Genomic DNA, 22,572 nt, shown 5'->3' on the forward strand with positions numbered 1-22,572 from the left:
TGAGAATGAGTAAAGACAACCGCGATTTACTAGTCGGATTGGATATTGGAACCTCCAAGGTGGTTGCTTTGGTTGCTGAACTGGGTGTTGATGGCCAATTCAATGTCGTTGGTGTCGGTCAAACTGCATCCAAAGGCTTGAAAAAAGGTGTTGTTGTCAATATCGAGGCAACTGTTCAATCTATTCAAAAGGCGCTTGAAGAAGCTGAGGTGATGGCTGATCGTCAGATCGTTCAGGTCTTTACTGGTATCGCTGGAAATCATATTGTGAGCTTTAACTCTAGCGGTATGGTGGCCATTCGAGATAAAGAGGTCAGTGCTGGTGATGTTGAGCGTGTTTTAGAGACCGCTAAAGCAATCAATATTCCAACGGATCAACAGATCCTTCACATTCTTGTTCAAGAATTCATTATTGATGGACAAGAAGATGTTCGTGAGCCAATTGGTATGAGCGGTTTACGCTTAGAGGTGAAAGTACATATTGTTACTGGCGCCGTTAGTGCTGCGCAAAATATTGTGAAATGTGTGCGTCGTTGTGGCTTGGAAGTCAATGATCTGATCTTGCAGCCGCTCGCATCTAGCTTAGCTGTACTAACTGAAGATGAAAAAGAACTGGGCGTCGTTTTAGTGGATATTGGTGGCGGAACAACTGATATCGCAATTTATTGCCAAGGCTCTATTCGTCATACAGCGGTCATCCCAATTGCAGGTGATCAAATCACTAATGACATTGCAATGGCCTTGCGCACCCCAACTATTGATGCAGAAGATCTAAAAATTCAGTACGGCATCGCTCGCCAGGATATGGCAGACCCGACCACCATGATTGATGTACCCGGTGTAGGTGATCGTGAGCCGCGACCTATGTCTAAGCAGGCCTTAGCCGCAGTGATCGAGCCACGTGTTGAAGAGTTATTTACTTTGGTGCGAGGAGTGGTACGTGATTCTGGGTACGAAGATATGGTGTCTTCAGGAATCGTGCTCACTGGTGGTACCGCGTTAATGCCAGGAATGGTTGAACTTGCCGAACAAGTGTTCTTACGCCCTGCGCGTATTGGTACGCCTGAATATCGTGGCCACTTACATGAGGTCTTACGTAGCCCGAGATTTGCTACCAGCATCGGTTTATTAATGGAAGGTCAGGCGCAACTATTGCGTGGCCGTCGAGTATCTCAGTCAGGCGCATTGCAAAGTGTTATCTCGCGCATGAAGGAATGGTTCGCAGGAAATTTTTAAGTTTTTCGTCGTCGTCAATGTAGTACTTATTACCTAGGAGGGTATATGGAATTTGAAATGTTAGATCAAGAAACAGCCGGCAAAACCATTATTAAAGTGGTTGGAGTTGGTGGTGCAGGTGGTAATGCAGTTCAGCACATGATTCGTCGCGGTGTTAATGGCGTAGAGTTTATTTGCATGAACACCGATGCTGGCGCTTTACAGCGTTCTGAGGCATCTGTGAATTTGCAACTAGGCTCTAGCGGACTTGGTGCTGGTGCAAAACCTGAAATCGGTGCAGCTTCTGCTGAAGAAGCGCGTGCACGTATTGCAGATACATTGCAAGGTGCGCATATGGTATTCATCACTGCTGGTATGGGTGGTGGTACAGGTACTGGCGCAGCTCCAATCGTTGCTCAAGTTGCTAAAGAGATGGGTATTTTGACGGTAGGTGTAATTAGCAAGCCATTTGATTTTGAGGGTGTTAAGCGTCTCAAGGTTGCTGAGAATGGTGCGGCTGAACTCGAGTCTTATGTAGATTCATTGATCGTAGTTCTCAATGAGAAACTCTTTGAGGTGATGGGTGAGGATGCTGAGTTCGATAAGGCATTCGCATGTGCTGATGATGTATTGCATAACGCTGTTTCGGGTATTGCAGAAATCATTAACGTTCAAGGTTTGATCAACGTCGACTTTGAGGATGTGAAAACAGTGATGGGCGAGCAAGGCAAGGCGATGATGGGAACTGCAACAGTTTCTGGCATGGATCGTGCGCGTTTGGCTGCTGAAGCTGCAGTAGCTTCACCATTGCTTGAAGGTGTGGATCTATCTGGCGCACGTGGCGTATTGGTCAACATCACTGCTAGCCGCTCACTCAAATTGTCTGAGACTCGTGAAGTGATGGCTGCAATTCGTGGCTATGCTGCGGATGACGCTACTGTGATCTTCGGTACCGTGTATGACGAGAGTTTGGGTGATGCCTTACGCGTTACTGTGGTGGCAACAGGCTTGAATAATCCACAAGCTCGTCAAAAACATCAACCTGAGGTAGTTTGGAGACAGGCTACTGGTACCCATGATGCAATGCCAACCATGGCTGACTTAAACAGCTTTGCTCCAGCAAGCGCTTCAGCAGCAATGAGTAAAGTAGGTTTGGACTCAGCTCTGAGCACTAGTGCTGGTTTGGCAATGACAGGTGCTGGAAGTGCGCCATCAATGACCACTCAGCCAGCTACTAGCAGTGTTGATTACAGTCAATATGATTTGCCACGGGTATTCCGTAGTTCTCGTGAAGCTACACCAGCCCCTACTTTAGGTGCTGATAGCTCTCCACAAGCTAAGTCCATGTTGGAAAAAGGGGCTGATTACTACGAAATCCCAGCTTTTTTACGTAAGCAAGCAGATTAATTAACTGCTTAATACAATAGGTAGTTGCAGAATGCCAGCGCGGCGCCCCTCCGGACGACGAATCCCGCGCTAGCGTTGGCAAACTTATTACAACTATCTTATTGGAGGCTATATGATCGCAGTCGGACAAAAATTACCAAACGCCACTCTTTATGAGTTTTTAGATGAAGCGAGTGAAGGTTGCGCTATTGGGCCAAATGCATTTGAAGTTGAAAAATTGACCGCTGGTAAAAAAGTGGTGATCTTTGCATTACCTGGTGCATTTACACCTACTTGCTCAGCAAAGCATGTTCCTAGCTATGTTGAACACTTTGATGCAATCAAAGCAAAAGGTGTTGATGAAATTTGGTGTATTTCGGTAAACGACCCATTTGTTATGGGCGCGTGGGGCCGGGATCAAAAGGTTGGCAAAAAGATTCGCATGTTGGGTGATGGTAGTGCTGAGTTCACTAAGAAACTTGGCCTCGAGTTAGATTTAACTGCTCGCGGCTTGGGCGTTCGCTCAGATCGCTATGCCATGATTGTTGAAAATGGTGTAGTGACAACTTTGGATCGTGAAGCTCCTGGCAAGTTTGAAGTGAGCGATGCAGCTTCCATTTTGAAGAAGCTGTAAGAGAATTATTCCTGAATTTAGATAAAGCCATGATGAAGCAACGCACAATCGCCACCCCAATTAAAACTGTGGGGATTGGCTTGCATTCAGGGCGTAAGGTGACTTTATCTATTAAACCTGCGCCGGTAAATTCGGGAATTCTATTTGTACGTGTAGACACCCCAGAGCAATCAGTCGTACCGGCAACTGCTCTGGCGGTTTGCGATACTCGCCTAGCATCAGTGATTCAAAAGGATGGAGTGCGCGTCTCTACGGTAGAGCATTTACTCTCCGCTTGTGCAGGCCTGGGGCTTGATAATTTATTGATCGAGCTTGATGGCGAAGAAGTTCCCATCATGGATGGTAGTGCAGCCTCCTTTCTGTTCTTGATGGAATCAGCTGGTATTGCTGAGCAAGAAGCTCCTAGACAATTTGTGGTGATTAAAAAACCTATAGAGGTAAAGGAAGGCGACAAGCTCGCGCGCCTAGAACCTTTTTTTGGTTTTAAGTTGGATTTCACAATCGATTTTAAGCACCCAGCGGTCGACAAGACTGGTCAGCGCTTTGTAGTAGATTTTGCAGAACATGCTTATCGAAGTGAGATTGGTCGTGCCCGTACTTTTGGCTTTGCTCATGAAGTTGAAGCATTGCGAGAAATGGGATTAGCGCGGGGTGGAAGTTTGGATAATGCGATTGTGCTCGATGAGCATCGCATCCTGAATAACGAAGAATTGCGTTACGAAGACGAATTTGTTCGTCACAAAATTCTGGATGCGATTGGCGATCTATATTTAGTCGGACATCCAATAGTAGGATCTTACGTCGCTGAAAAATCAGGACATGCCTTAAATAATGCGCTTTTACGCAAGCTTTTGGAGGATCCAAGCGCTTATGAAATCAGTGGTTTTGCCGAAAATAAGGCTCCATCAGCTTATTCAAAAGAGAGTCAACCCCTCTTTTTCTAGGCTATTTAGGCTTGCTGTGAAGAAGACGTTCAACCGCCTTCCGCAGATCGGAATCCGGTGCCAACTTATCCAATAATGATTCCCAAGAAGCCCTTGCTACAGAGTTAAACCCTCTTGGCTTCTGACTTGCTTGATGCCCCTCACGAGGTTTAATCTCCCAGGTCGGTGGTGCCGGCTTGAGGCGTACCTTAATGCCGGTACAGACCACCCCTTTTTTAGCTAACTCATTGATTAAGCTAGGTAATATTTGCTGAAGACGGGTGGCAACACTTGCCCCGTTGACTAGCAAAAACAGTTCATCCTGACCGCCAGAACGCCATCCAGGCTCAATTTTGGGTGCCAAGTTATCTAAATCTAATTCAAACAGAGCAGCTTTGAGCGTAATTTTGAGTTTGGCCAGATCTTCTGTTTTAGCTAGGATTCCGCCCAAACCTTCAGAGTCACGCAAATACTCTAGCCACTCATGGGCGGCTTTAGTGCGGACAGGTTTAGGGGCAAAGTTCATATAAAAAGAGGGTGCGGGTGATAAACTCAAGGTCTTAATTTACTTCAATATCCCATGGTAATCGGTCTTCTTAAAACCCTGGTCGGCAGTCGAAACGACCGCCTCTTAAAACAGTATCGCAAAGTGGTTGCTAAGGTTGGTGCTTTCGAGCCTAGCCTGCAAGCTTTGGATGATGCCGCATTGCAAGCAAAAACTGCTGAGTTCAAGTCGCGTTTAGCTGCGGGCGAGTCATTAGATGATATTGCACCAGAGGCTTTTGCAGTAGTTCGTGAGGCCAGCTCACGGGTGATGAAAATGCGCCATTTTGATGCGCAGATGATGGGTGGACTTGCATTACATCAAGGCAAGATTGCTGAGATGGGAACAGGTGAAGGTAAAACCTTAACTGCTACGCTTCCTGTGTACTTAAATGCCCTAACCGGTAAGGGCGTTCACGTCATTACAGTAAATGATTACTTGGCTCAGCGAGATGCTGAGTGGATGTCAACGCTCTACAACTTCTTGGGTATGAAGGTGGGCGTCAATCTGTCCCAGATGGATCACACGACTAAGCAAGAAGCGTATGCTGCTGATATCACCTACGGTACTAATAATGAGTTTGGTTTTGATTACCTCCGTGACAATATGGTGCAAGATTTAGGTCAACGTGTTCAGCGTGGCCTGGCTTATGCGATCGTTGATGAGGTTGACTCTATTCTGATTGATGAGGCGCGTACCCCATTAATCATTTCTGGTCAGGCTGAAGATCACACTGATCTGTACATCAAGATTAATGCATTACCAACGTATTTAGAGCGTCAAATTGGTGAAGAAAAAGCCGATGGCACTGGTGTTGAAAAGGCAGGCGATTACTGGGTAGACGAAAAGTCCCAGCAGGTCTATTTAACAGAGCGTGGCCATGACAAAGCAGAAACTGTTTTAGTTGAGTTGGGCGCTTTAAATGATGGCGATTCTTTGTACTCCCCACAAAATATTACTTTGATGCATCACGTGTACGCAGCATTACGCGCACACTCTTTGTATCACCGTGACCAACATTATGTTGTCCAAAATAAGGAAGTCATCATTGTTGATGAGTTCACTGGCCGCTTAATGCAGGGTCGTCGCTGGTCTGATGGCTTGCATCAAGCAGTTGAAGCTAAAGAGGGCGTTCCGATTCAGAATGAGAATCAAACGCTAGCCACAATTACTTTCCAGAATTACTTCCGTATGTACGGCAAGTTGGCCGGTATGACTGGTACTGCTGATACAGAGGCATATGAGTTCAAGGAAATTTATAACCTTGAGACAGTGGTGATTCCGCCAAACCGTATTAGTCAAAGAAAAGATCGCCAAGATCAGATCTACAAGACATCGCGAGAGCGCTACGATGCAGTGATCAAAGATATTGAGGATTGTTATGAGCGTGGCCAACCTGTATTAGTTGGAACGACTTCAATCGAAAACTCAGAGTTAATCGCAGGCCTACTGAGTCAGCGTAAGTTACCGCATCAAGTTCTGAATGCGAAGCAACATGCTCGGGAAGCGGAGATCATTGCTCAAGCCGGTAGACCAAAGATGATCACCATTGCTACCAATATGGCTGGTCGTGGAACGGATATTGTTTTGGGTGGAAACGTTGGCAAGCAATCTTCTTTGATTGAAGCAGATGCCGCGCTTTCAGATGCGGAAAAAGCCGCCAAGATTAAGATTCTGCAAGATGAATGGCAAAGTTTGCACGATCAAGTTTTAGCAGCGGGTGGTTTGCATATTATTGGTACAGAGCGTCATGAGAGTCGACGTATTGATAATCAGCTGCGCGGTCGTGCTGGTCGTCAAGGTGACTCAGGCTCTTCCCGTTTTTACCTTTCTTTGGACGATGCACTTCTGCGTATTTTTGCTGGAGAACGTCTACGCGCTGTGATGGATCGTCTCAAAATGCCAGACGGTGAGCCAATTGAAGCAGGTATGGTGACTCGCTCGATTGAGTCTGCCCAGCGTAAGGTTGAAGGCCGTAACTTTGATATTCGTAAACAGTTGTTGGAGTATGACGACGTTGCTAATGATCAGCGTAAAGAAACCTATCGCCTTAGAAATGAAGTATTGGAAAGCGCCGATGTTGGTGATCTGATTGCCAATTTACGTGAAGATGTATTGCGTGGCGTTTGTGCGATTTATGTTCCATTGGAATCCATGGAAGAGCAGTGGGACTTAGTTGGCCTGGAGAATGTATTGGCTAGCGATTGGGGCTTAACTGTCGACCTGAAAAATTGGGTTGAAAATGCGGAATCTATGGACGATGAGCAAATCGTTGATCGCGTTCTAGAGGCGGCAAAAGAGTCATATGATGCAAAAGTGGAGCTTTCTGGACGCCCATCTTTTGCTGGATTTGAGCGCTCTGTTTTACTCTACAGCTTAGATACCCATTGGCGCGAGCATTTGGCTGCCTTGGATCATTTACGTCAAGGCATCCATTTACGTGGCTATGCTCAAAAAGATCCAAAACAAGAATATCGCCGCGAAGCATTCGAGCTGTATGGTGAGCTGCTCAATGTCATTAAGAATGACGTTGTAAAAAACATCATGACAGTCCAAATTCGTAGTGCAAGTGAGTTAGATGAAGCCTCTGAGTCAATGAATGAGGACTTGGCTAAACTCTCAGACGTACAGTACCAGCATGCTGATGCAGATCTTGAGGTGGCGGGGTCAACTGGCGATCGTGGCGCAGCAATTGAAATAGTTCCAGCACCCATTCGAAGTGGCCCTAAGGTTGGGCGCAATGACCCTTGCACCTGCGGTAGTGGCAAGAAATACAAGAACTGCTGCGGCGCATTAGGCTAAATAGCGTTTAAAAAGAGCTGCCATAGCCGGCAGCTCTGCAGTGCCTCATCTACAATTGTCAGATCATGACAGTCAACTTACCACTCCCCCAAAAAGACCAACTAAAGCCTGTGAAGGGTTTTCAGATGGGCATCGCCGAAGCTGGAATCAAGAAGGCTAATCGCAAAGACTTATTGGTGATGACTTTGGTGCCTGGCTCTCAGGTTGCCGGTGTTTTTACTTTAAATCGATTTTGTGCTGCTCCAGTTCAAGTTTGTAAAGAGCATTTAGCCCTGGATGGTGTAAAGGGTGAGATTCGTGCTTTGGTGGTGAATACAGGTAATGCGAATGCGGGAACTGGTGAGAGGGGCATGAAGGATGCCCTATCCACTTGTGCCGAATTAGCAAAAGAACTTAAGCTCAATCCAGAACAAATTTTGCCGTTTTCAACTGGTGTGATTCTGGAACCACTGCCGATCGACAGATTAATTGCTGGATTGCCTAAAGCAGTTGCTAGCCTAGGCGAAGACCATTGGCTTGATGCTGCAGAAGCCATCATGACGACAGATACTCAGCCTAAAGCTGCGTCCATGACGGTAGAAACTCCATCTGGACTGGTGACCATTACCGGTATTTGTAAGGGTGCCGGCATGATTCATCCTAATATGGCAACGATGTTGGGGTTTATTGCAACTGATGCTGGTTTTGCTCCAGGCCTGCTTAATCAACTGACGCGTGAGATTGCCGATCTTTCATTTAACGCGATCACGATTGATGGCGATACCTCAACTAATGATTCTTTCATCATCATGGCGACTGGCCAGTCAGCGCTACAGATTCAATCAACTAGTGATGCTAGTTATAACTTAGTTCGAGCCGCATTAATCGATCTCGCCCGTAAGCTTGCTCAAATGATTGTGAGGGATGGTGAAGGAGCAACTAAATTTATTACGATTGATGTGCAGGGCGGTAAGACGGAGGAGGAGTGCCGTTTAGTAGCAGAGGCTGTAGCCCATTCACCATTAGTAAAGACAGCTTTCTTTGCAAGTGACCCCAATCTAGGTCGCATTCTCGCGGCGATTGGTTACGCTGGAATCACTGACCTCGACGTGAACCAAGTGCAAATGTGGCTTGGGGATGTTTGGGTTGCTAAGAATGGTGGCCGACATCCTGATTACCAAGAAGCTGATGGTCAGAGAGTTATGCAGGCTGAAGAAATTACCGTCAAGATTGACTTGGGTCGTGGATCGGCACAGCAGACGATGTGGACTTGTGATTTGTCACATGACTACGTTTCCATTAATGCTGATTACCGCTCATAGGAATTCGTGAAATGAATGAAAAATTGGAGCAACTCCTCAGTCATCTCGAAACGTTTTTGCCTAAAGTATTGACGGAAGAGCAGTGGAAATCTTCAACTGCTTTTAGGTGGCGTCGTCGCGATAGCGTCTTCGGAAGCATTGGTTTTTTGCAGCCAGTCAAGCATGTTTCAGATATCACCTTTGAGGATCTAAAAAATATCGATCGTCAACGTGATGCGATTCATGACAATACTAAAAACTTTATTCAGGGCAAGCCTGCTAATAATATTTTGCTAACGGGTGCGCGTGGAACAGGAAAGTCCTCACTCATTAAAGCAAGCTTGCATGAGTTTGCTAGTCAAGGATTGCGTTTGGTCGAGGTAGAAAAAGAGCATTTGGCAGACTTGGCTGACATTACAGATTTATTGGCTGAGCGTCCAGAGCGCTTTATTATTTTTTGTGATGACCTCTCATTTGAAGATGGGGAATCTGGCTACAAGGCTATGAAGTCTGCTTTGGATGGCTCTGTATCAGCACAAGTCGACAATATTTTGATTTATGCAACCTCTAATCGACGTCACCTCTTGCCTGAGTATATGAAGGACAACGAAGGTTACGTTCATGGGGATGATGGAGAAATTCATCCGGGTGAAGTGGTTGAGGAAAAGATTTCGCTCTCAGAGCGTTTTGGTTTATGGCTTTCTTTCTATCCGCCAAAGCAAGATGAGTATCTAGAAATTGTTGCCCATTGGTTGCGCCATTTTGGTTTAAGTGACGCGCAGATTGAGGGTGCTAGAGCTGAAGCATTGGTTTGGGCATTAGAGCGAGGTTCGCGTTCTGGTCGTGTTGCTTGGCAGTTTGCTAAGCATTGGGCTGGCTCGCACGCGGCTTAATCATTCCATGAGTGACTCTAACCGCCCTGTGACGGAAGTCGCTGCTGGGATTCTATTAGACGCAGAAGGACGCTATCTTTTGGGTCAGCGTCCAGAAGGCAAGCCTTATGCTGGCTATTGGGAAGTTCCCGGTGGAAAAATTGAATCCGGTGAATCTGTATTCGCAGCACTCAAGCGTGAATTACAAGAAGAGCTCGGGATTGATATTGAGTCTAGCGAAGAGTTGGTTGTCTTGGAACATGACTATCCACATGCTTATGTTCGTTTGCATGTCAGCATTATTCGAAAATGGAGCGGAACACCTAAGGGGTGTGAAGGTCAAGCGCTGTCTTGGCAACTAGTTAGCGATACGCTTCCGACCGTAGAGCCTTTATTACCGGCTGCCTGGCCCATGCTGGAAAAGTTAAAGCTACTAAAGACTTAGAGCTGGCAGAGGGTCAGTCTAAAAGATACATCCTCATTCAGGATCCGAGGTTTTTTATCTTGATCAATTTTCAGAAAGCGAATCGATAAAAGATATTTATTGGCGCTGATTTCTGAAAAGAGGCTGTCATCTTCTACAGCGATGCGCATCAATTGATAAACCTTACCAGAAGGTGCTTGTTGATATGCGCCTTGATGTGCAACAACATCTTTTGTTTCTCCAGATTGACGGAGCAATCTTAAGAAAATTTGGCAAGCTTCATGCCATGGCAAAAGTGGGTCAATATATTTTTCTAATAACTCCCTGCGCTGAGTCGAGGGGGTATTTTTCCAGGCATGGTAACTTGGCAAATCAATCGGACTTGTTCCACCTGGAATATTTAATCGAGTACGAATAGCATTTAGCCATTCACTCTCAGTAATTGCAGAATTAGGCTTACCCATCGATTGATTGATATTCAGTGCAGCTTTATCAATCTCTGAAAGCGTTTGCGTTAACGCTTCTTGATCTACCTTTTGCGAAGACTTTAAACCATTTAGAGCATATTTTTGACGCTCAAATTCTTTTAGCAATAAGGATTTGATATCACCTCGTGAACCAATATCGCCCAAGTCAAACAACATCGCAATTGCATTGTGATGTAGCTCTGGATCATCAGAACGGAGGAAGTGATTGAAGCGGGCGAACAAATACTCCAGCCGAAGCATGCTTCGAACTAATTCATTGAAAGGGTATTCGTAGACAATCACAAGCCTATATTCTATGATGAACTTAGAGGCTTCTTCTTAAATTTTGAGCAATTCTTGGTGCAACCTCAGAACCTCTGATTTGAGCTCATCTAGACTGCCTTGATTTTCAATAACGGCGTTAGCTGCTGCTAGACGGACTTTGCGGCTTGTTTGCGCTTTGAGAATATTCTCCACGTCTAAGCGGGTCATATTGCTGCGGTGCATCACTCTTTGGATTTGGGTCTCTTCTGGACAATCAACTACGATGAGGTAGTCAATCAGATTTACCCAAGATCCAGACTCAATGAGCAGTGGGACTACAAAAACAAGATAGGGAGCTCCAGATTTGGCCAACCCAAATGCTTGTTTGGCGGTTTCTTGCTGAATTAAGGGGTGGGTTAATTTCTCTAAAGCTTGACGGGCATTTGAATCTGCAAAGACTAGGGCCCGCATTTTGGGTCGATCCAGGGCTCCCTGGGGGTCTATGAAGTCAGCCCCAAATTCTTTGGTAATCAATGGAATCGCTTTTCCGCCGGGCGCAGTAATTTGATGGGAAATCAAGTCTGTATCAATCACCCCGGCCCCAAGCTTACCTAGTAAATCGCTCACTGCCGTCTTGCCAGAACCAATGCCGCCAGTTAAGCCAATTAATGGAATTTCACCCTTTAAGGCTTTTAGATCGGCTTGGGCAGAATCAAAGTTGGAATGAGTTGAGGCCATAACAGCTCAATGATGCCAGCAATAACTAAAAAAGGGCCAAAAGGAAAGGCTTGCTGCAAATGATGTCCGCGTAACTGAAGCCAGACGAGGCCGCCGACAATTCCAGTGGCAGAGGCAATAAGGAGAATGCTAGGCAGAGCACCCCAGCCCAACCAGCCACCCAGCGCTGCTAAGAGTTTGGCATCACCCATGCCAATTCCATTGCGGTTTTTCAGAAGACGATAGCCAGCATTTAATGCCCAAAGTGAGGCATATCCTAGAAGCGCTCCGATAAATGCCGAGCTTAGGGTAGTAAGACGAAGGTCTGAGATTAAGTTAAAAGTAATACCTAAAAAAATTAAGGGCAATGTAATGGCATTCGGTAGACGCAAGGTCCGCCAATCAATATAGGCCAAGTAAAGCAAAGCCAGTACTAATAGGGATTTAACTATCCAGATGCTTGCCATGGGATCCACTAAACAATTTGCCCTAAATTAAAGATGGGTAAATAAAGGATTATGACCAAACTGCCAATAATGGCACCAACAAAAAGAATAAGTGCTGGTTCCAAGCTTTGGCTGAGTGCATTGAGTTGGCTGCTCAGCTGAGCTCCTAATGAAGTGGCACGCTTATTAAGCATCTCGGCTAATGCGCCACTTTCAGCCCCGATATGAAGTAGTAGCAATGTCTCTATATCTAGAAGTCGTGATTTAGGGTCTGCTCTTTTGAGCGATTCCCCCAATGGCCAGCCACGAGTGAGATGTTTAAATATCTCGGCACTAAAGTCATGGCTCACCCAATGATTTGAAGATTGTGCGGTCACTCTCAGGGCATCCGGAAGTGGTAAACCAGTTTCCAGCAAATGCCCTAGGGTTCGACACCAATGACTGAGTGTTGCGAGCCTAAATAGATTACCAAAAAATGGCGTGCGTAATAAGAGAGCATCACAATATTTTTGGAGAGTGCTTGATTTGAGCCAGGAGTAGATAAAGCCTGCGGTTATTACGAGCGCGCTGAGTAATATTTCCAGAAAGTAATTTTGGATCTCTGTGGAAATAGAAATCAGAATTTTGGATGGTGCCGGTAGCTCAGCCTGAAAGTTCGCAAAGACCTCCTTAAATACAGGTACAACCCAAATCATCATCACCAGCACCAATAGGAAGGAGGTGGCGAGTGTAATTACAGGATAAGTCAGAGACTGCTGAACTTTTCTTCTCAGCTCAATCTGAGCTTCTAGTTGCTGTGAAATTGTCCTGAGTGCCAAGCTGAGATCACCTGTTCTCTCGCTGACTCTAATGAGATTAAAAAACTCTGGAGAAAATTTGCCATCTTGTGCACTTAAGCAAAAAGAAAAGCTATTGCCTTTCTGAAGTAGGGTGCGGATATTCTCTAGCCAAATTTGCCAAGATGCAGGTGCGGACTGAATCAATAGCTGTATGGCATTGAGTAAGGGAAGACCAGCCTGAAGAAGTGCGAGCATCTGTTGTGCAAAATGCAGTTGTTCAGATTGGCTGAGTTTTCTAGTTAAAAGTTTTTGCACTAATGCCAAGACCCAAGCTCTGCATCTAGGGATGCCTGATCTACTATGCCAGACTTCAGTAGTTGCGTACCCGCTGAGTAGATGTCCAGAGCTTGGGCTGATGCAAATAACTGGTCACTTCCCAAAACTTCATGAACGCCAATGCGACCGAAATAGCCCGATCCTTTGCATAGATTGCAGAGCATTTTGCTTTGCATTAAATTGCATTCTTTGCAGCGTTTTCGAATTAACCTTTGAGAGCTGACGCAACGAAGACAGGATTCAATAGACTCTTGATCTATGCCTAGGCTTTTGAGTCTTGCTAAAGCACCAATAGCATTGCGCGTATGTAGCGTGCTTAAAACTAAATGACCTGTTTGGGCTGCCTGGATGGCAAGTTGACCGCTTGCTGAATCACGTATTTCACCAATCATGATGACATCCGGATCTTGGCGTAGAAGGGCGCGAATAATGCTTGGAAAGTCTAAGCCTGCTTTTGGGTGATAGGCTACCTGATTTACTCCTGGAAGCCGAATTTCAATAGGATCTTCAACAGAGCAAATATTACGTTGCACTTGGTTCAGTGCGCTCAAGCAGCTATATAAAGTACGTGTCTTGCCACTCCCTGTGGGGCCTGTTACCAGAATCAATCCATTGGTTTGACTAATAGCACCTCGGACTATTTCAAGCTGCTTTGGCAGTAAGCCAAGTTGATCTAGCGCTAACTCCTCTAGACAACTAGGTAAGATGCGAACAACAGCTTTTTCACCATGCAGGGTCGGAAGAATCGATACCCGGCAATCAATGTTCGGATAGCTAAAGTCATGACCAATGAGGAGGCGTCCATCTTGAGGTAAACGCTTTTCTGCGATATCTAGACGCGACAAGATTTTGATCCGCGTGATTAATCTCTCATGCAAATCAATAGGGTATTGGTTTTGTAGAGTGAGACGACCATCTATTCTCGTACGTATGATGGTTTCTTGAGATCTCGCCTCAATATGAATATCCGTTGCCCGATTATTTAATGCATTAACAGCAATGTCATGCCAGGTCCGAATAATGTGAGAGTCATGCAGTAGCTCGCTCAATCTTGGGTCGGTTGGATGAGTGGTTGGTATAGCTTGACTGTTTTTACTCCATGCTCATCAAACTGAACAATTTCCATTACTACGCCAGCAATCCGAATGCTGACATCGTAGTCCGGAATTGCTTCAAGCTTTTCTAAAATGAGACCATTTAAAGTACGCGGTCCGTCAAGTGGCAACTCTAGTTTTAGAAGACGATTTAAATCTCGCAATGATGCGCTACCGCTAGCAAGATAAGTGCCATCGGCTAACCAATGAGGATCATTAGAAAGATTTGAGAATGAAGTGGTGAACTCACCAATCAGCTCTTCAACTATGTCTTCAAAAGTCACTAGACCAAGCACTTCACCGTATTCGTTTACAACCAAACTCAAGCGCTGTTGATTGTCCTGAAAAAATTGCATCTGTTGAAGAACGGGCGTCCCGCTGGGGATGAAATAAGGCTCATTTAGTAATGACCTGAAGTCTTCATGGTGAAGCTCTGCATTACCTAGCAAGGAGAGTGCTTTTTTAACCGAGAGAATGCCAACGATACGCTCAGAGTCGCCATCACAAACTGGGAGCTTGTTGTGATAACAAGTTTCTAGTTGCTCAATCACCTCATCAATCGGTCTTGAGAGATCTAATATCTCAATCTTAGATCGGGGCGTCATCACATCATCAACCAAGATATTTTCAAGGTTAAAAAGATTGAGCAAGATATTGCGATGGTGAGCTGAAACAAAACGATTGGATTCCAGTACTAGGCTACGTAACTCTTCTTTACTCATTACTCGATTTTCATTCGAAGTTTGAAGGCCAAAAACCTTCATCAAGCCAGACACAAAACTATTGATAAACCAGAGCAAGGGTTTAAGTATGAAAGTGAGGGGCAGAATAAACCAGCCAACATTGCTGGCAATTTTCTCGGGGAAGGCTGCGCCAATAACTTTTGGGGTGATCTCACTAAAAATAATGATGAGTAGTGCTACGACTAAGGTGGCTATCGACAGCACTAGGCCGCTATCACCAAAAATATGTAGAGCAATGCCGGTAACTAAGATTGGTAGGATGGTATTGATGAGGTTGTTGGAAATCAACAATACAGAAAGCAGGGAATCAATACGCTTTAACAATCTTTCAGCAAGAGCTGCTCCAGCATTGCCGCCGTTGGCCATGGCGCGTAGGCGATGGCGATTGGAAGAGAGCATGCTAGTTTCGGCCATGGAAAATAAGCCAGAGAGGGCAAGCAGGAAGATGACTAATGCGACTTGACCAATAAAAGGCCAATCATCAAAAAAAGTGTCCATCAGTGATGTCCGCAAAGAATAAGGAATATCCAATATAGCAAAGTGCTACTTCACTAGCTATAGCCTTATTGGAATCCTGCGTGAATTTATACCTCAATGTGTGTCAGAATCTTCAGCATGGTCATCTCTATATCAGCCGATTATTGCGTGATATCTGCCCCTTTTGGGTGCCTAGGTGTGCAAACAGAGTTGGTAGACGGTAGTTTGATGATCTCCAAAATTGATTATCTGCCTCCAGGTACTGCGCTAATTTCCCCCAAAAATGCTTTGGCTAAGGTATTTTCAAAACAGTGTGCGCAGTATTTCAAGCATGCCTCCTCAGTGTTTGATGTTCCCCTAAAACCTACGGGAACACCACATCAGCAAAAGGTGTGGAATGCGACACTAGGTATTGGAGTGGGAAAGACTAGCACTTATGGTGAGATTGCCAAAAAGATTAAAAGTGGACCTCGTGCCGTCGGGACTGCTTGCGGTGCTAATCCCTATCCTTTGGTCACTCCGTGTCATAGAGTAGTTTCTGCCCAAGGTCTTGGAGGTTTTATGAAAGAAGATGCTCCAGGTTTTTATCGCCAGATCAAAATTTGGCTTTTAAAGCATGAGGGTGTGCTTTAAGGATTCTTTGTAGATAGTTTTCTGAGATGACTGGATGCTGCAAAAAAGAATGCTTTCATCAAGAAAGTATTGCTGGCGGCAAGTTTGGTAAATGCATAAAAAATCCAAACGGAATTTCTAGACAACTTGACTTCCGATTTGTTGCTAAATTCTTTTCTGTTAGCAATTTTTTCAAGCGTCATGACTGCAAGACCGAAAGCAAGAAAGCAGAAGCGTCTCATACCTGTTTCATTTTCTGGAATCAGGAGAATATAGCTCATGGAGTCTTGCAGTTTTTTGTAAGCAATATTGAGTAGCGCCGTTTGACTTATGCCTACGGGTTTCCAAGAGACGCCACGTGCACGATCTTCTGGTGAGTCCTTCAAAATATTAGTCATTTGTAAAGCCTGACCAAAGGCGATAGCCAATTGCTCATGCCCTTCAATCTGCTTTGCAAATCCGGAAGAGTAGTTGCTAAAGATGGTTGTCAATAGTTCTCCTACGACACCAGCCACTACATAGCAATACTCCTCAAATTCTGCGAGATCTTTTAGCCCTTCTTGCGTTTGCCTTCCATGGAAATGGGACATGCCATCGGACATGATTGAAACGCAACGGCTAATCGCAGCCTGATCTGTATCGGGAAAGGTGTGCAGAATTCTGAGGACGGTTGGGGTATGCGCGATTAAATCGAGCTCATCAACATTGGAGTAGCCTTTTAATGCTTCTAGGCAGGGGTTTACAAATGCCTCCACCGAAATAGTGCCCAAAACTGCTTCTAAAAATAGCCTAGATAAGCGCTGCTTCTCTGTTGGACTCAGTTCAGTCGCATCCTCAATCGTGTCGACAATCCGACACAGTAAGTAGGTGTTTCCGACCACAACCTCAATTGCTGGGGGAAGTAGGGGGATAGTGAGTGCAAAAGTGCGCGATACGGAACCCAAAATCGCCTTTTGATAGGCTAGATCGCTATTGGGGTTCTCTATCGGCTGTATGGCGGAATTCACCCATGAATTATGTCAGACCAGCTGACTCAAATTTGGCCCTGATTGATTAAATGTCATAAGTGACAAGGCCATATAATTTGAGCAAATTCTGAAGGAGTAATTGGGCGATGTTGATTTGGTTTGTCATCATCTACTGGGTGGTATCTGTAGGTATCGGTCTTTGGGCTGCGCTACGGGTCAAAAACACAGCTGACTTTGCTGCAGCAGGCCATAGCCTTCCTTTGCCTATCGTCACCGCTACAGTCTTTGCTACCTGGTTTGGCTCCGAAGCGGTGTTAGGTATTCCAGCCACCTTCCTTAAGGAAGGGCTTGGCGGGATTGTTTCCGATCCTTTCGGATCTTCCCTGTGCCTGATTTTAGTAGGACTCTTTTTTGCTCGTCATCTCTATAACCGTCGCATGCTCACTATCGGCGATTTCTTTCGGGAGAAATATGGCCGCACTGTAGAGGTTTTGGTAACGCTCTGTATTGTGGTTTCTTATTTGGGATGGGTAGCCGCGCAGATTAAAGCGCTGGGCCTTGTTTTTAATGTTGTGTCTGAAGGTGGCATTACACAAACAGCCGGCATGTTAATTGGCGCTGGTAGCGTTCTGATTTATACACTTTTTGGTGGAATGTGGTCGGTGGCAATTACCGACTTCATTCAGATGATCATCATTGTGGTGGGCATGCTTTATATCGGTGGCGAGATAACAGCCCAAACTGGTGGTGTTGGTGTAGTTTTTGAGCATGCAGTTGCTGCCGGCCAGTTTTCCAATTTCTGGCCTGATATGAATCTCGCTTCTATCCTTGGCTTTACAGCCGCCTTATGCACAATGATGTTGGGCTCTATTCCACAGCAAGATGTGTTTCAGCGAATTACATCGTCTAAGAATGTGAACATTGCAGTTCAAGCCGCTTTGTTAGGAGGAGTGCTGTACTTTGTCTTCGCGTTTGTTCCGCTGTATTTGGCTTACTCTGCAACCATTATTAGTCCAGATCTAGTGAAGCAGTATTTATATACAGATCCACAAATGATCTTGCCAAAACTGATTTTGAACCATGCCCCACTGATCGCGCAGGTGATGTTTTTTGGTGCCCTACTGTCAGCCATCAAGAGTTGTGCCAGCGCTACATTGCTCGCGCCATCCGTCACTTTTGCGGAGAACATTGTGCGTGGCTTTTTTAAGCATCTATCAGATCAGGATTTGCTAAAAGTCATGCGCATTACGGTTCTCTGTTTTACAGCGGTAGTTACCTTTTTTGCTATCAACTCGAATTTATCAATTTTTAAGATGGTTGAGAATGCCTACAAAGTGACTTTAGTTGCGGCTTTTGTACCACTGGCTTTTGGGGTCTACTGGTCCAGGGCAAATTCTTTAGGTGGTTTGTTATCAGTGGTCTGCGGTCTTGTTGTTTGGATCAGCTGCGAAGTACTTGCCCCTGAAGCTATTCTCCCCCCTCAATTAGCAGGGCTTTTAGCTAGTATTGTCGGCATGCTTTTGGGTGGAATGGTTCCCAGGGCTAAATTGATTGCAAGTTGACCTAAGTTGCTTAAATATTAGGCACAATATCCTGTTGCACCGCAAAATGTTCACCTCTAAAATGGCACCAATTCAAAATTTTTTATCTTTATGGAGTTTTTATGAAAATCTGTGTGATCGGTGGAGGGGGCGCGATTGGCGGTTACCTTGCTGTCATGTTGGCGCGAGCCGGCAATGATGTCACGGTAGTTGCGCGTGGCGCCACTTTGGCGGCAATTAAAGAGCGTGGCCTTGCATTAATTATGGATGACCAACCTGAGCCTTTGGTGGCACAGGTGAAAGCGGTTGAAAAAATTCGTGATGCAGAGACTCCAGATGTTGTGATTTTGGCAGTGAAGGCGCACCAAGTTGAGCCGATCATTGAGGATCTCGCTGCAATCATGGGCCCAGAAACGATTTTGATTCCAATGCAAAACGGAATTCCTTGGTGGTACTTCCAGAAGCTGGGTGGCGACTATCAAGATCATTCTGTCGAAACAGTTGACGCTGGTGGTGTTGCGAAGAATGCAATTAATCCAAACAACATCATTGGATGCGTGGTCTATCCGGCAACCTTTACTCAGGCGCCTGGTGTGATTCGTCACGTTGAAGGCAATCGCTTCCCATTGGGCGAGTTAGATGGCAAACAGACTGAGCGTATTCAGAAGATGTCAGAAATGATGTCTGCAGCTGGATTTAAGTCACCAATCCTGGAAGACATTCGCTCTGAGATTTGGTTGAAGTTGTGGGGCAATATGACTTTCAATCCAATAAGCTCTTTGACGCATGGAACTTTGGAGGGCATTTGCCAGTATCCACTGACTAAAGAGTTGGCACGCAATATGATGGCTGAAGCGCAAACGATTGCCGAGAAGTTGGGCGTCACTTTCCGTGTGGATATTGAGCGTCGTATTGCTGGTGCTGAAAAAGTCGGTAAGCATAAAACATCGATGTTGCAGGACTTGGAGGCGGGTCGTAGCTTAGAGATCGATGCTCTATTGGGTTCCGTAATTGAGCTTGGAAAGATTACCGAAACACCAACACCTTGCCTCAATACCGTCTTTGCTTTAACAAAGTACCTTGATGAAAACGTTCAAGCTTCTAAAGGTAGCTTGGCCTTGCCATCTGTTTCTGGTTACTAAGCGTCTTTAGCAATAGGTAGATTCAACAGCTAAAGTAATTGAGTATTAAAAAACCCTCACCACTAAATATGGTGAGGGTTTTTTTGTTTTGGGGTGTTGGAATTAGTCCAACAACCTTAATGACCTATTCGAAGCGATTATCTAAGCGTCCAACACCATCAATGATGATGCTGACCTTACTGCCGGGCTTCATTGAACCAACCCCAACAGAAGTTCCGCAAGCAATGATGTCGCCAGCTTGCAGTGGGACATCTTGTGAGATCAGGCTAACCAATTTTGCTGGTGGGAAAATCATGTCGGCGATGGGGTAGTTCTGACGCTCTTGATCATTCAATATAGTTTTAATTGTTAACTTGCTTGGATCTACATCGGTGGTGATGTAAGGGCCAAAGACTCCAAAAGTATTGAAGCTCTTAGAGCGTGTCCACTGCGCATATCCAGGATCGCGATTCAAAATCTCAATTGCAGTGACATCGTTAATGCAGGTGTAACCAAAAATGGCAGCGGCCGCTTGCGCTTCATCTACTTCATGACAGGCTTTCCCGATGACGATGCCGAGCTCGCCCTCATAAACGACTTTTCCAGAGTAAGACTTTGGAGTGCGAATAACTTGATTGGCTGCCAAGAAAGAGTTATTGCCTTTCAGAAAATACAAAGGCTCTGCCGGCACGGCATGCTCCAGTTTGGTAACCAGCGCATGAAAGTTATCCACCATGGCAACCATTTTGGATGGAGTGCATGGGATATCGATAGTGACATCGGATAGCTTTAATGTCTCTCCAGTAGCTTGAGGATTGTTAAATAGATCGCCTGTGTACACAGCAATCTGATCCCCTTGAACTTGTCCTAAGCCGGATTTGCCTTGATGTTGAAATCTGAGCCATTGAGCCATAATGAATTCTCCTGATAGTTAATATTTGATAAGCAATATCTTACAGGGATCAATTGATGACTAAGAATTCTGAACTGCAATTTGCACCTGAATTGGACCGGCCAGTTCGTTATATTGAGCGTACCCGCAATTACTATTTAGGTTTGGGATATGAAACACCCTATGTTTGGGCACACTACATTGAGGTGCCTTTTGCCCCACTGCAAAAGCCACTTAAACATTCAATTCTAGGTTTAGTTACTACTGCAGTCCCGTTTGATGCCAGTAAAGGCCCTCAAGGACCTGGTGCTCCCTATAACGCAGCCGCTAAGTTTTATGACCCCTACACTCGCTCAATTGATGAGGATGCAGACTTACGTATTGCACATGTCGGGATTGATAGGCGCAATGCTGACATGCAGGATAGCAATTGCTGGTTTCCACTGGGCGCAGCGAAGCGCGCTGCTGCAAACGCACGCATTCAGTCCCTGTCGAAATATTTTTATGGGCTACCCACCAATCGCAGTCAACGTCATACCTTGGAGATTGATGCGCCCTTGATTCTGAGTAAGCTGCGCGAAGATCATGTTGATGTTGCAGTGCTGATTCCCAATTGCCCTATTTGCCATCAGAGCCAAAGTTTATTGGCGCGATATTTGGAGGCTGCTGGTATTCCCACGGTAATCATGGGTGCGGCAAAAGATATTGTGGAATATTGCGGTGTCCCTCGCCTGCTCTTTAGTGACTTTCCCTTAGGCAATGCTGCAGCTCTTCCCAACAATATTCAATCGCAAGACTCTAATTTTGAATTGGCTCTTCGCTTGTTAGAGGGTGCTCCAGCAGCCCGAACAACAGTGCAATGCCCTTTGGTTTGGGCTTCAGACCCTTCGTGGAAATTGGACTATTCCAATTTAGAGCGACTCAGTGCAGAGGAAATTTTGCGCTTACGTGATGAGGCAGAAAAGGCCCGCATCACTGCACGCGATATCAGAGTAAAAAGCGTTGGAGCCTAGGTTTGCCTAGATAAAGAGTATTTGCACAGAGCGTGTAACGCTGTTGTTGATTCGTTTTGAGGAAAGTCTTTGAGACATTCCAGCGCAAGATCTACTTCTCGCTTTGCGGCAGCTTGGGTGTAATCCAAAGCCCCAGAATTTTGTACTGCGCTCAGAATCTGCTGGAAGACGTCATCAGGTAAGTCTTGATTTTGCTCGATCGCTGCACGAACCAGTAATTGCTCTTCAGTACTACCGTTTTCAAGAAGATAAATGAGCGGAAGCGTAGGCTTTCCTTCTCTCAAATCATCGCCAGCATTTTTCCCCATTTGGGATGCGTCAGCCGTGTAATCCAATAGATCATCCATTAATTGGAAGGCGGTACCAATGTGGCGACCAAAAGCAGCAGCCTGCTCTCGATAACTATCCGATGCTTGCGCCAAAATTGCCCCAAGCTCTGTGGATGCTTCGAATAATTTGGCGGTTTTATAGCGAATCACCCGTAAATAACTCTTTTCATCAACTTCGGGGTCATTCATATTGAGGAGCTGTAAAACTTCCCCCTCTGCAATCGTATTGGTTGCATCGGACAGGATTTCCATGACTCTTAGGTCATTTGGCCCCACCATCATCTGAAAAGCTCTGGAATAGAGGAAATCGCCCACTAGCACGCTCGCAGCATTGCCAAAAGCGGCATTGGCAGTCTCGCGACCCCTTCTTAGAGTGGATTCATCGACGACATCATCATGGAGTAGGGTGGCTGTGTGGATAAATTCCACTACGGCTGCCAGCTCTAAGGCATGGGGAGTTTCTTTACCATTGGCTAAGGCTTTGCTGACTAGTAGCAAAAGGGCTGGTCGGACCCGTTTTCCGCCTGCTTGGATGATGTAAGTGGAGATTTGGTCAATTAAGGCTACTTTTGAGGCTAATCGAAGGCGAATTACTTCATCTAAGGCCTTGAAATCTAAGGCAATAGGAGCCAAAATTTGGCTTAATTCATTGGTTTTGACAGTGCTCGTCATGCAAGATATAATAATGGGCTTA

General features: G+C 45.5%; 22 protein-coding genes. 12 read left to right on the forward strand and 10 right to left on the reverse strand.

Annotated elements, in window-relative coordinates; translation table 11 throughout:
• Positions 1-5: 5 nt before the first annotated feature.
• The 4 genes from ftsA to lpxC all read left to right on the forward strand — a co-directional run bounded on the left by ftsA (position 6) and on the right by lpxC (position 4,178).
• Positions 6-1,235: a cell division protein FtsA gene (ftsA, locus tag GQ359_RS00890; protein WP_215334244.1), complete on the forward strand. Its 1,230-nt coding sequence runs from the start codon at positions 6-8 to the stop codon at positions 1,233-1,235.
• A gap of 45 nt (positions 1,236-1,280) precedes the next feature.
• Positions 1,281-2,621: a cell division protein FtsZ gene (gene ftsZ, locus GQ359_RS00895; protein ID WP_215387105.1), complete on the forward strand. Its 1,341-nt coding sequence runs from the start codon at positions 1,281-1,283 to the stop codon at positions 2,619-2,621.
• A 112-nt stretch (positions 2,622-2,733) separates the two neighbouring features.
• On the forward strand, positions 2,734-3,234 hold the full coding sequence (locus GQ359_RS00900) for a peroxiredoxin (protein ID WP_215387106.1): 501 nt from the start codon (positions 2,734-2,736) through the stop codon (positions 3,232-3,234).
• 29 nt (positions 3,235-3,263) lie between these two features.
• The gene (gene lpxC / locus GQ359_RS00905; protein WP_215387107.1) at positions 3,264-4,178 is read left to right on the forward strand and encodes a UDP-3-O-acyl-N-acetylglucosamine deacetylase; all 915 of its coding nucleotides are present in this window, start codon (positions 3,264-3,266) and stop codon (positions 4,176-4,178) included.
• 1 nt (position 4,179) lies between these two features.
• Here lpxC and GQ359_RS00910 read toward each other — a convergent pair whose 3' ends face one another.
• Positions 4,180-4,713, reverse strand: coding sequence for a hypothetical protein (locus GQ359_RS00910; RefSeq protein WP_251367890.1), 534 nt, complete (start codon positions 4,711-4,713; stop codon positions 4,180-4,182).
• A gap of 24 nt (positions 4,714-4,737) precedes the next feature.
• Between GQ359_RS00910 and secA the strand changes: the two genes are divergently transcribed.
• From secA to GQ359_RS00930, 4 genes are all read left to right on the forward strand, one after another.
• Positions 4,738-7,503 (forward strand): preprotein translocase subunit SecA, encoded by a 2,766-nt coding sequence (gene secA, locus GQ359_RS00915; RefSeq protein WP_215387108.1) that lies wholly within the window; start codon positions 4,738-4,740, stop codon positions 7,501-7,503.
• 65 nt (positions 7,504-7,568) lie between these two features.
• Positions 7,569-8,804 (forward strand): bifunctional glutamate N-acetyltransferase/amino-acid acetyltransferase ArgJ, encoded by a 1,236-nt coding sequence (gene argJ / locus GQ359_RS00920; protein WP_215387109.1) that lies wholly within the window; start codon positions 7,569-7,571, stop codon positions 8,802-8,804.
• Positions 8,805-8,815: 11 nt separating this feature from the next.
• Positions 8,816-9,676 carry an ATP-binding protein gene (locus tag GQ359_RS00925; RefSeq protein ID WP_215387110.1) on the forward strand — a complete coding sequence of 287 codons (861 nt, stop codon included), beginning with the start codon at positions 8,816-8,818 and terminating at the stop codon, positions 9,674-9,676.
• Positions 9,677-9,683: 7 nt separating this feature from the next.
• Positions 9,684-10,100, forward strand: a complete 417-nt coding sequence (locus tag GQ359_RS00930; RefSeq protein ID WP_215387111.1) for an NUDIX domain-containing protein — start codon at positions 9,684-9,686, stop codon at positions 10,098-10,100.
• Here GQ359_RS00930 and zapD read toward each other — a convergent pair.
• The 6 genes from zapD to GQ359_RS00960 are packed head-to-tail and all read right to left on the reverse strand — an operon-like array spanning position 10,097 to position 15,423.
• Positions 10,097-10,849, reverse strand: a complete 753-nt coding sequence (zapD, locus tag GQ359_RS00935; protein ID WP_215387112.1) for a cell division protein ZapD — start codon at positions 10,847-10,849, stop codon at positions 10,097-10,099. The two genes, GQ359_RS00930 and zapD, sit on opposite strands and share 4 nt — an antisense overlap.
• A 36-nt stretch (positions 10,850-10,885) precedes the next feature.
• The gene (gene coaE / locus GQ359_RS00940; protein ID WP_371822447.1) at positions 10,886-11,548 is read right to left on the reverse strand and encodes a dephospho-CoA kinase; all 663 of its coding nucleotides are present in this window, start codon (positions 11,546-11,548) and stop codon (positions 10,886-10,888) included.
• Positions 11,503-11,994, reverse strand: coding sequence for an A24 family peptidase (locus GQ359_RS00945; RefSeq protein ID WP_215387113.1), 492 nt, complete (start codon positions 11,992-11,994; stop codon positions 11,503-11,505). Before GQ359_RS00945 ends, coaE begins: the two co-directional genes overlap by 46 nt.
• 8 nt (positions 11,995-12,002) lie before the next feature.
• Entirely contained in the window at positions 12,003-13,067 is a 1,065-nt protein-coding gene (locus tag GQ359_RS00950; RefSeq protein ID WP_251367892.1) for a type II secretion system F family protein, read from the reverse strand.
• Positions 13,067-14,137 (reverse strand): GspE/PulE family protein, encoded by a 1,071-nt coding sequence (locus GQ359_RS00955; protein ID WP_215387114.1) that lies wholly within the window; start codon positions 14,135-14,137, stop codon positions 13,067-13,069. Before GQ359_RS00955 ends, GQ359_RS00950 begins: the two co-directional genes overlap by 1 nt.
• Positions 14,134-15,423: an HlyC/CorC family transporter gene (locus tag GQ359_RS00960; protein ID WP_215387115.1), complete on the reverse strand. Its 1,290-nt coding sequence runs from the start codon at positions 15,421-15,423 to the stop codon at positions 14,134-14,136. The genes GQ359_RS00955 and GQ359_RS00960 overlap by 4 nt, the downstream gene beginning before the upstream one ends.
• 117 nt (positions 15,424-15,540) lie before the next feature.
• Here GQ359_RS00960 and GQ359_RS00965 point away from each other — a divergent pair, with 117 nt between their 5' ends.
• Complete coding sequence (locus tag GQ359_RS00965) at positions 15,541-16,035, forward strand: methylated-DNA--[protein]-cysteine S-methyltransferase (protein WP_215387116.1); 495 nt, start codon at positions 15,541-15,543, stop codon at positions 16,033-16,035.
• Here GQ359_RS00965 and GQ359_RS00970 read toward each other — a convergent pair.
• Positions 16,032-17,021, reverse strand: coding sequence for a squalene/phytoene synthase family protein (locus tag GQ359_RS00970; RefSeq protein WP_215387117.1), 990 nt, complete (start codon positions 17,019-17,021; stop codon positions 16,032-16,034). The genes GQ359_RS00965 and GQ359_RS00970 overlap by 4 nt on opposite strands.
• A 107-nt stretch (positions 17,022-17,128) precedes the next feature.
• On the opposite strand from GQ359_RS00970, the gene GQ359_RS00975 reads away from it, so the two are divergent.
• Both GQ359_RS00975 and GQ359_RS00980 read left to right on the forward strand, forming a co-directional pair.
• Positions 17,129-18,544: a sodium:solute symporter family protein gene (locus tag GQ359_RS00975; protein ID WP_215302446.1), complete on the forward strand. Its 1,416-nt coding sequence runs from the start codon at positions 17,129-17,131 to the stop codon at positions 18,542-18,544.
• A gap of 101 nt (positions 18,545-18,645) precedes the next feature.
• Complete coding sequence (locus GQ359_RS00980; protein WP_215387118.1) at positions 18,646-19,665, forward strand: 2-dehydropantoate 2-reductase; 1,020 nt, start codon at positions 18,646-18,648, stop codon at positions 19,663-19,665.
• Between the two features lie 124 nt (positions 19,666-19,789).
• Here GQ359_RS00980 and GQ359_RS00985 read toward each other — a convergent pair whose 3' ends face one another.
• Positions 19,790-20,557, reverse strand: coding sequence for a fumarylacetoacetate hydrolase family protein (locus GQ359_RS00985; RefSeq protein ID WP_215387119.1), 768 nt, complete (start codon positions 20,555-20,557; stop codon positions 19,790-19,792).
• Between the two features lie 56 nt (positions 20,558-20,613).
• Here GQ359_RS00985 and GQ359_RS00990 point away from each other — a divergent pair, with 56 nt between their 5' ends.
• A complete protein-coding gene (locus GQ359_RS00990) occupies positions 20,614-21,549 on the forward strand; it encodes a reductase (protein ID WP_215387120.1) in 936 nt (311 codons plus the stop codon).
• On the opposite strand, the gene GQ359_RS00995 is transcribed toward GQ359_RS00990, so the two are convergent.
• Positions 21,546-22,550, reverse strand: a complete 1,005-nt coding sequence (locus tag GQ359_RS00995; RefSeq protein ID WP_215387121.1) for a polyprenyl synthetase family protein — start codon at positions 22,548-22,550, stop codon at positions 21,546-21,548. The two genes, GQ359_RS00990 and GQ359_RS00995, sit on opposite strands and share 4 nt — an antisense overlap.
• Between the last annotated feature and the right edge of the window lie 22 nt (positions 22,551-22,572).

It is taken from the genome of Polynucleobacter sp. AM-7D1, assembly GCF_018688455.1.
Lineage (GTDB): Bacteria > Pseudomonadota > Gammaproteobacteria > Burkholderiales > Burkholderiaceae > Polynucleobacter.

Coding starts and splice junctions, on each gene's coding strand:
- GQ359_RS00985 (WP_215387119.1), bottom strand. CDS start 20,557: ATGGCTCAATGGCTCAGATTTCAACATCAAGGCAAATCCGGCTTAGGA.
- GQ359_RS00900 (WP_215387106.1), top strand. CDS start 2,734: ATGATCGCAGTCGGACAAAAATTACCAAACGCCACTCTTTATGAGTTT.
- GQ359_RS00960 (WP_215387115.1), bottom strand. CDS start 15,423: ATGGACACTTTTTTTGATGATTGGCCTTTTATTGGTCAAGTCGCATTA.
- GQ359_RS00965 (WP_215387116.1), top strand. CDS start 15,541: ATGGTCATCTCTATATCAGCCGATTATTGCGTGATATCTGCCCCTTTT.
- lpxC (WP_215387107.1), top strand. CDS start 3,264: ATGATGAAGCAACGCACAATCGCCACCCCAATTAAAACTGTGGGGATT.
- GQ359_RS00995 (WP_215387121.1), bottom strand. CDS start 22,550: ATGACGAGCACTGTCAAAACCAATGAATTAAGCCAAATTTTGGCTCCT.
- ftsZ (WP_215387105.1), top strand. CDS start 1,281: ATGGAATTTGAAATGTTAGATCAAGAAACAGCCGGCAAAACCATTATT.
- GQ359_RS00930 (WP_215387111.1), top strand. CDS start 9,684: ATGAGTGACTCTAACCGCCCTGTGACGGAAGTCGCTGCTGGGATTCTA.
- GQ359_RS00945 (WP_215387113.1), bottom strand. CDS start 11,994: ATGGCAAGCATCTGGATAGTTAAATCCCTATTAGTACTGGCTTTGCTT.
- argJ (WP_215387109.1), top strand. CDS start 7,569: ATGACAGTCAACTTACCACTCCCCCAAAAAGACCAACTAAAGCCTGTG.
- coaE (WP_371822447.1), bottom strand. CDS start 11,548: ATGGCCTCAACTCATTCCAACTTTGATTCTGCCCAAGCCGATCTAAAA.
- secA (WP_215387108.1), top strand. CDS start 4,738: ATGGTAATCGGTCTTCTTAAAACCCTGGTCGGCAGTCGAAACGACCGC.
- ftsA (WP_215334244.1), top strand. CDS start 6: ATGAGTAAAGACAACCGCGATTTACTAGTCGGATTGGATATTGGAACC.
- GQ359_RS00925 (WP_215387110.1), top strand. CDS start 8,816: ATGAATGAAAAATTGGAGCAACTCCTCAGTCATCTCGAAACGTTTTTG.
- GQ359_RS00975 (WP_215302446.1), top strand. CDS start 17,129: ATGTTGATTTGGTTTGTCATCATCTACTGGGTGGTATCTGTAGGTATC.
- GQ359_RS00990 (WP_215387120.1), top strand. CDS start 20,614: ATGACTAAGAATTCTGAACTGCAATTTGCACCTGAATTGGACCGGCCA.
- GQ359_RS00980 (WP_215387118.1), top strand. CDS start 18,646: ATGAAAATCTGTGTGATCGGTGGAGGGGGCGCGATTGGCGGTTACCTT.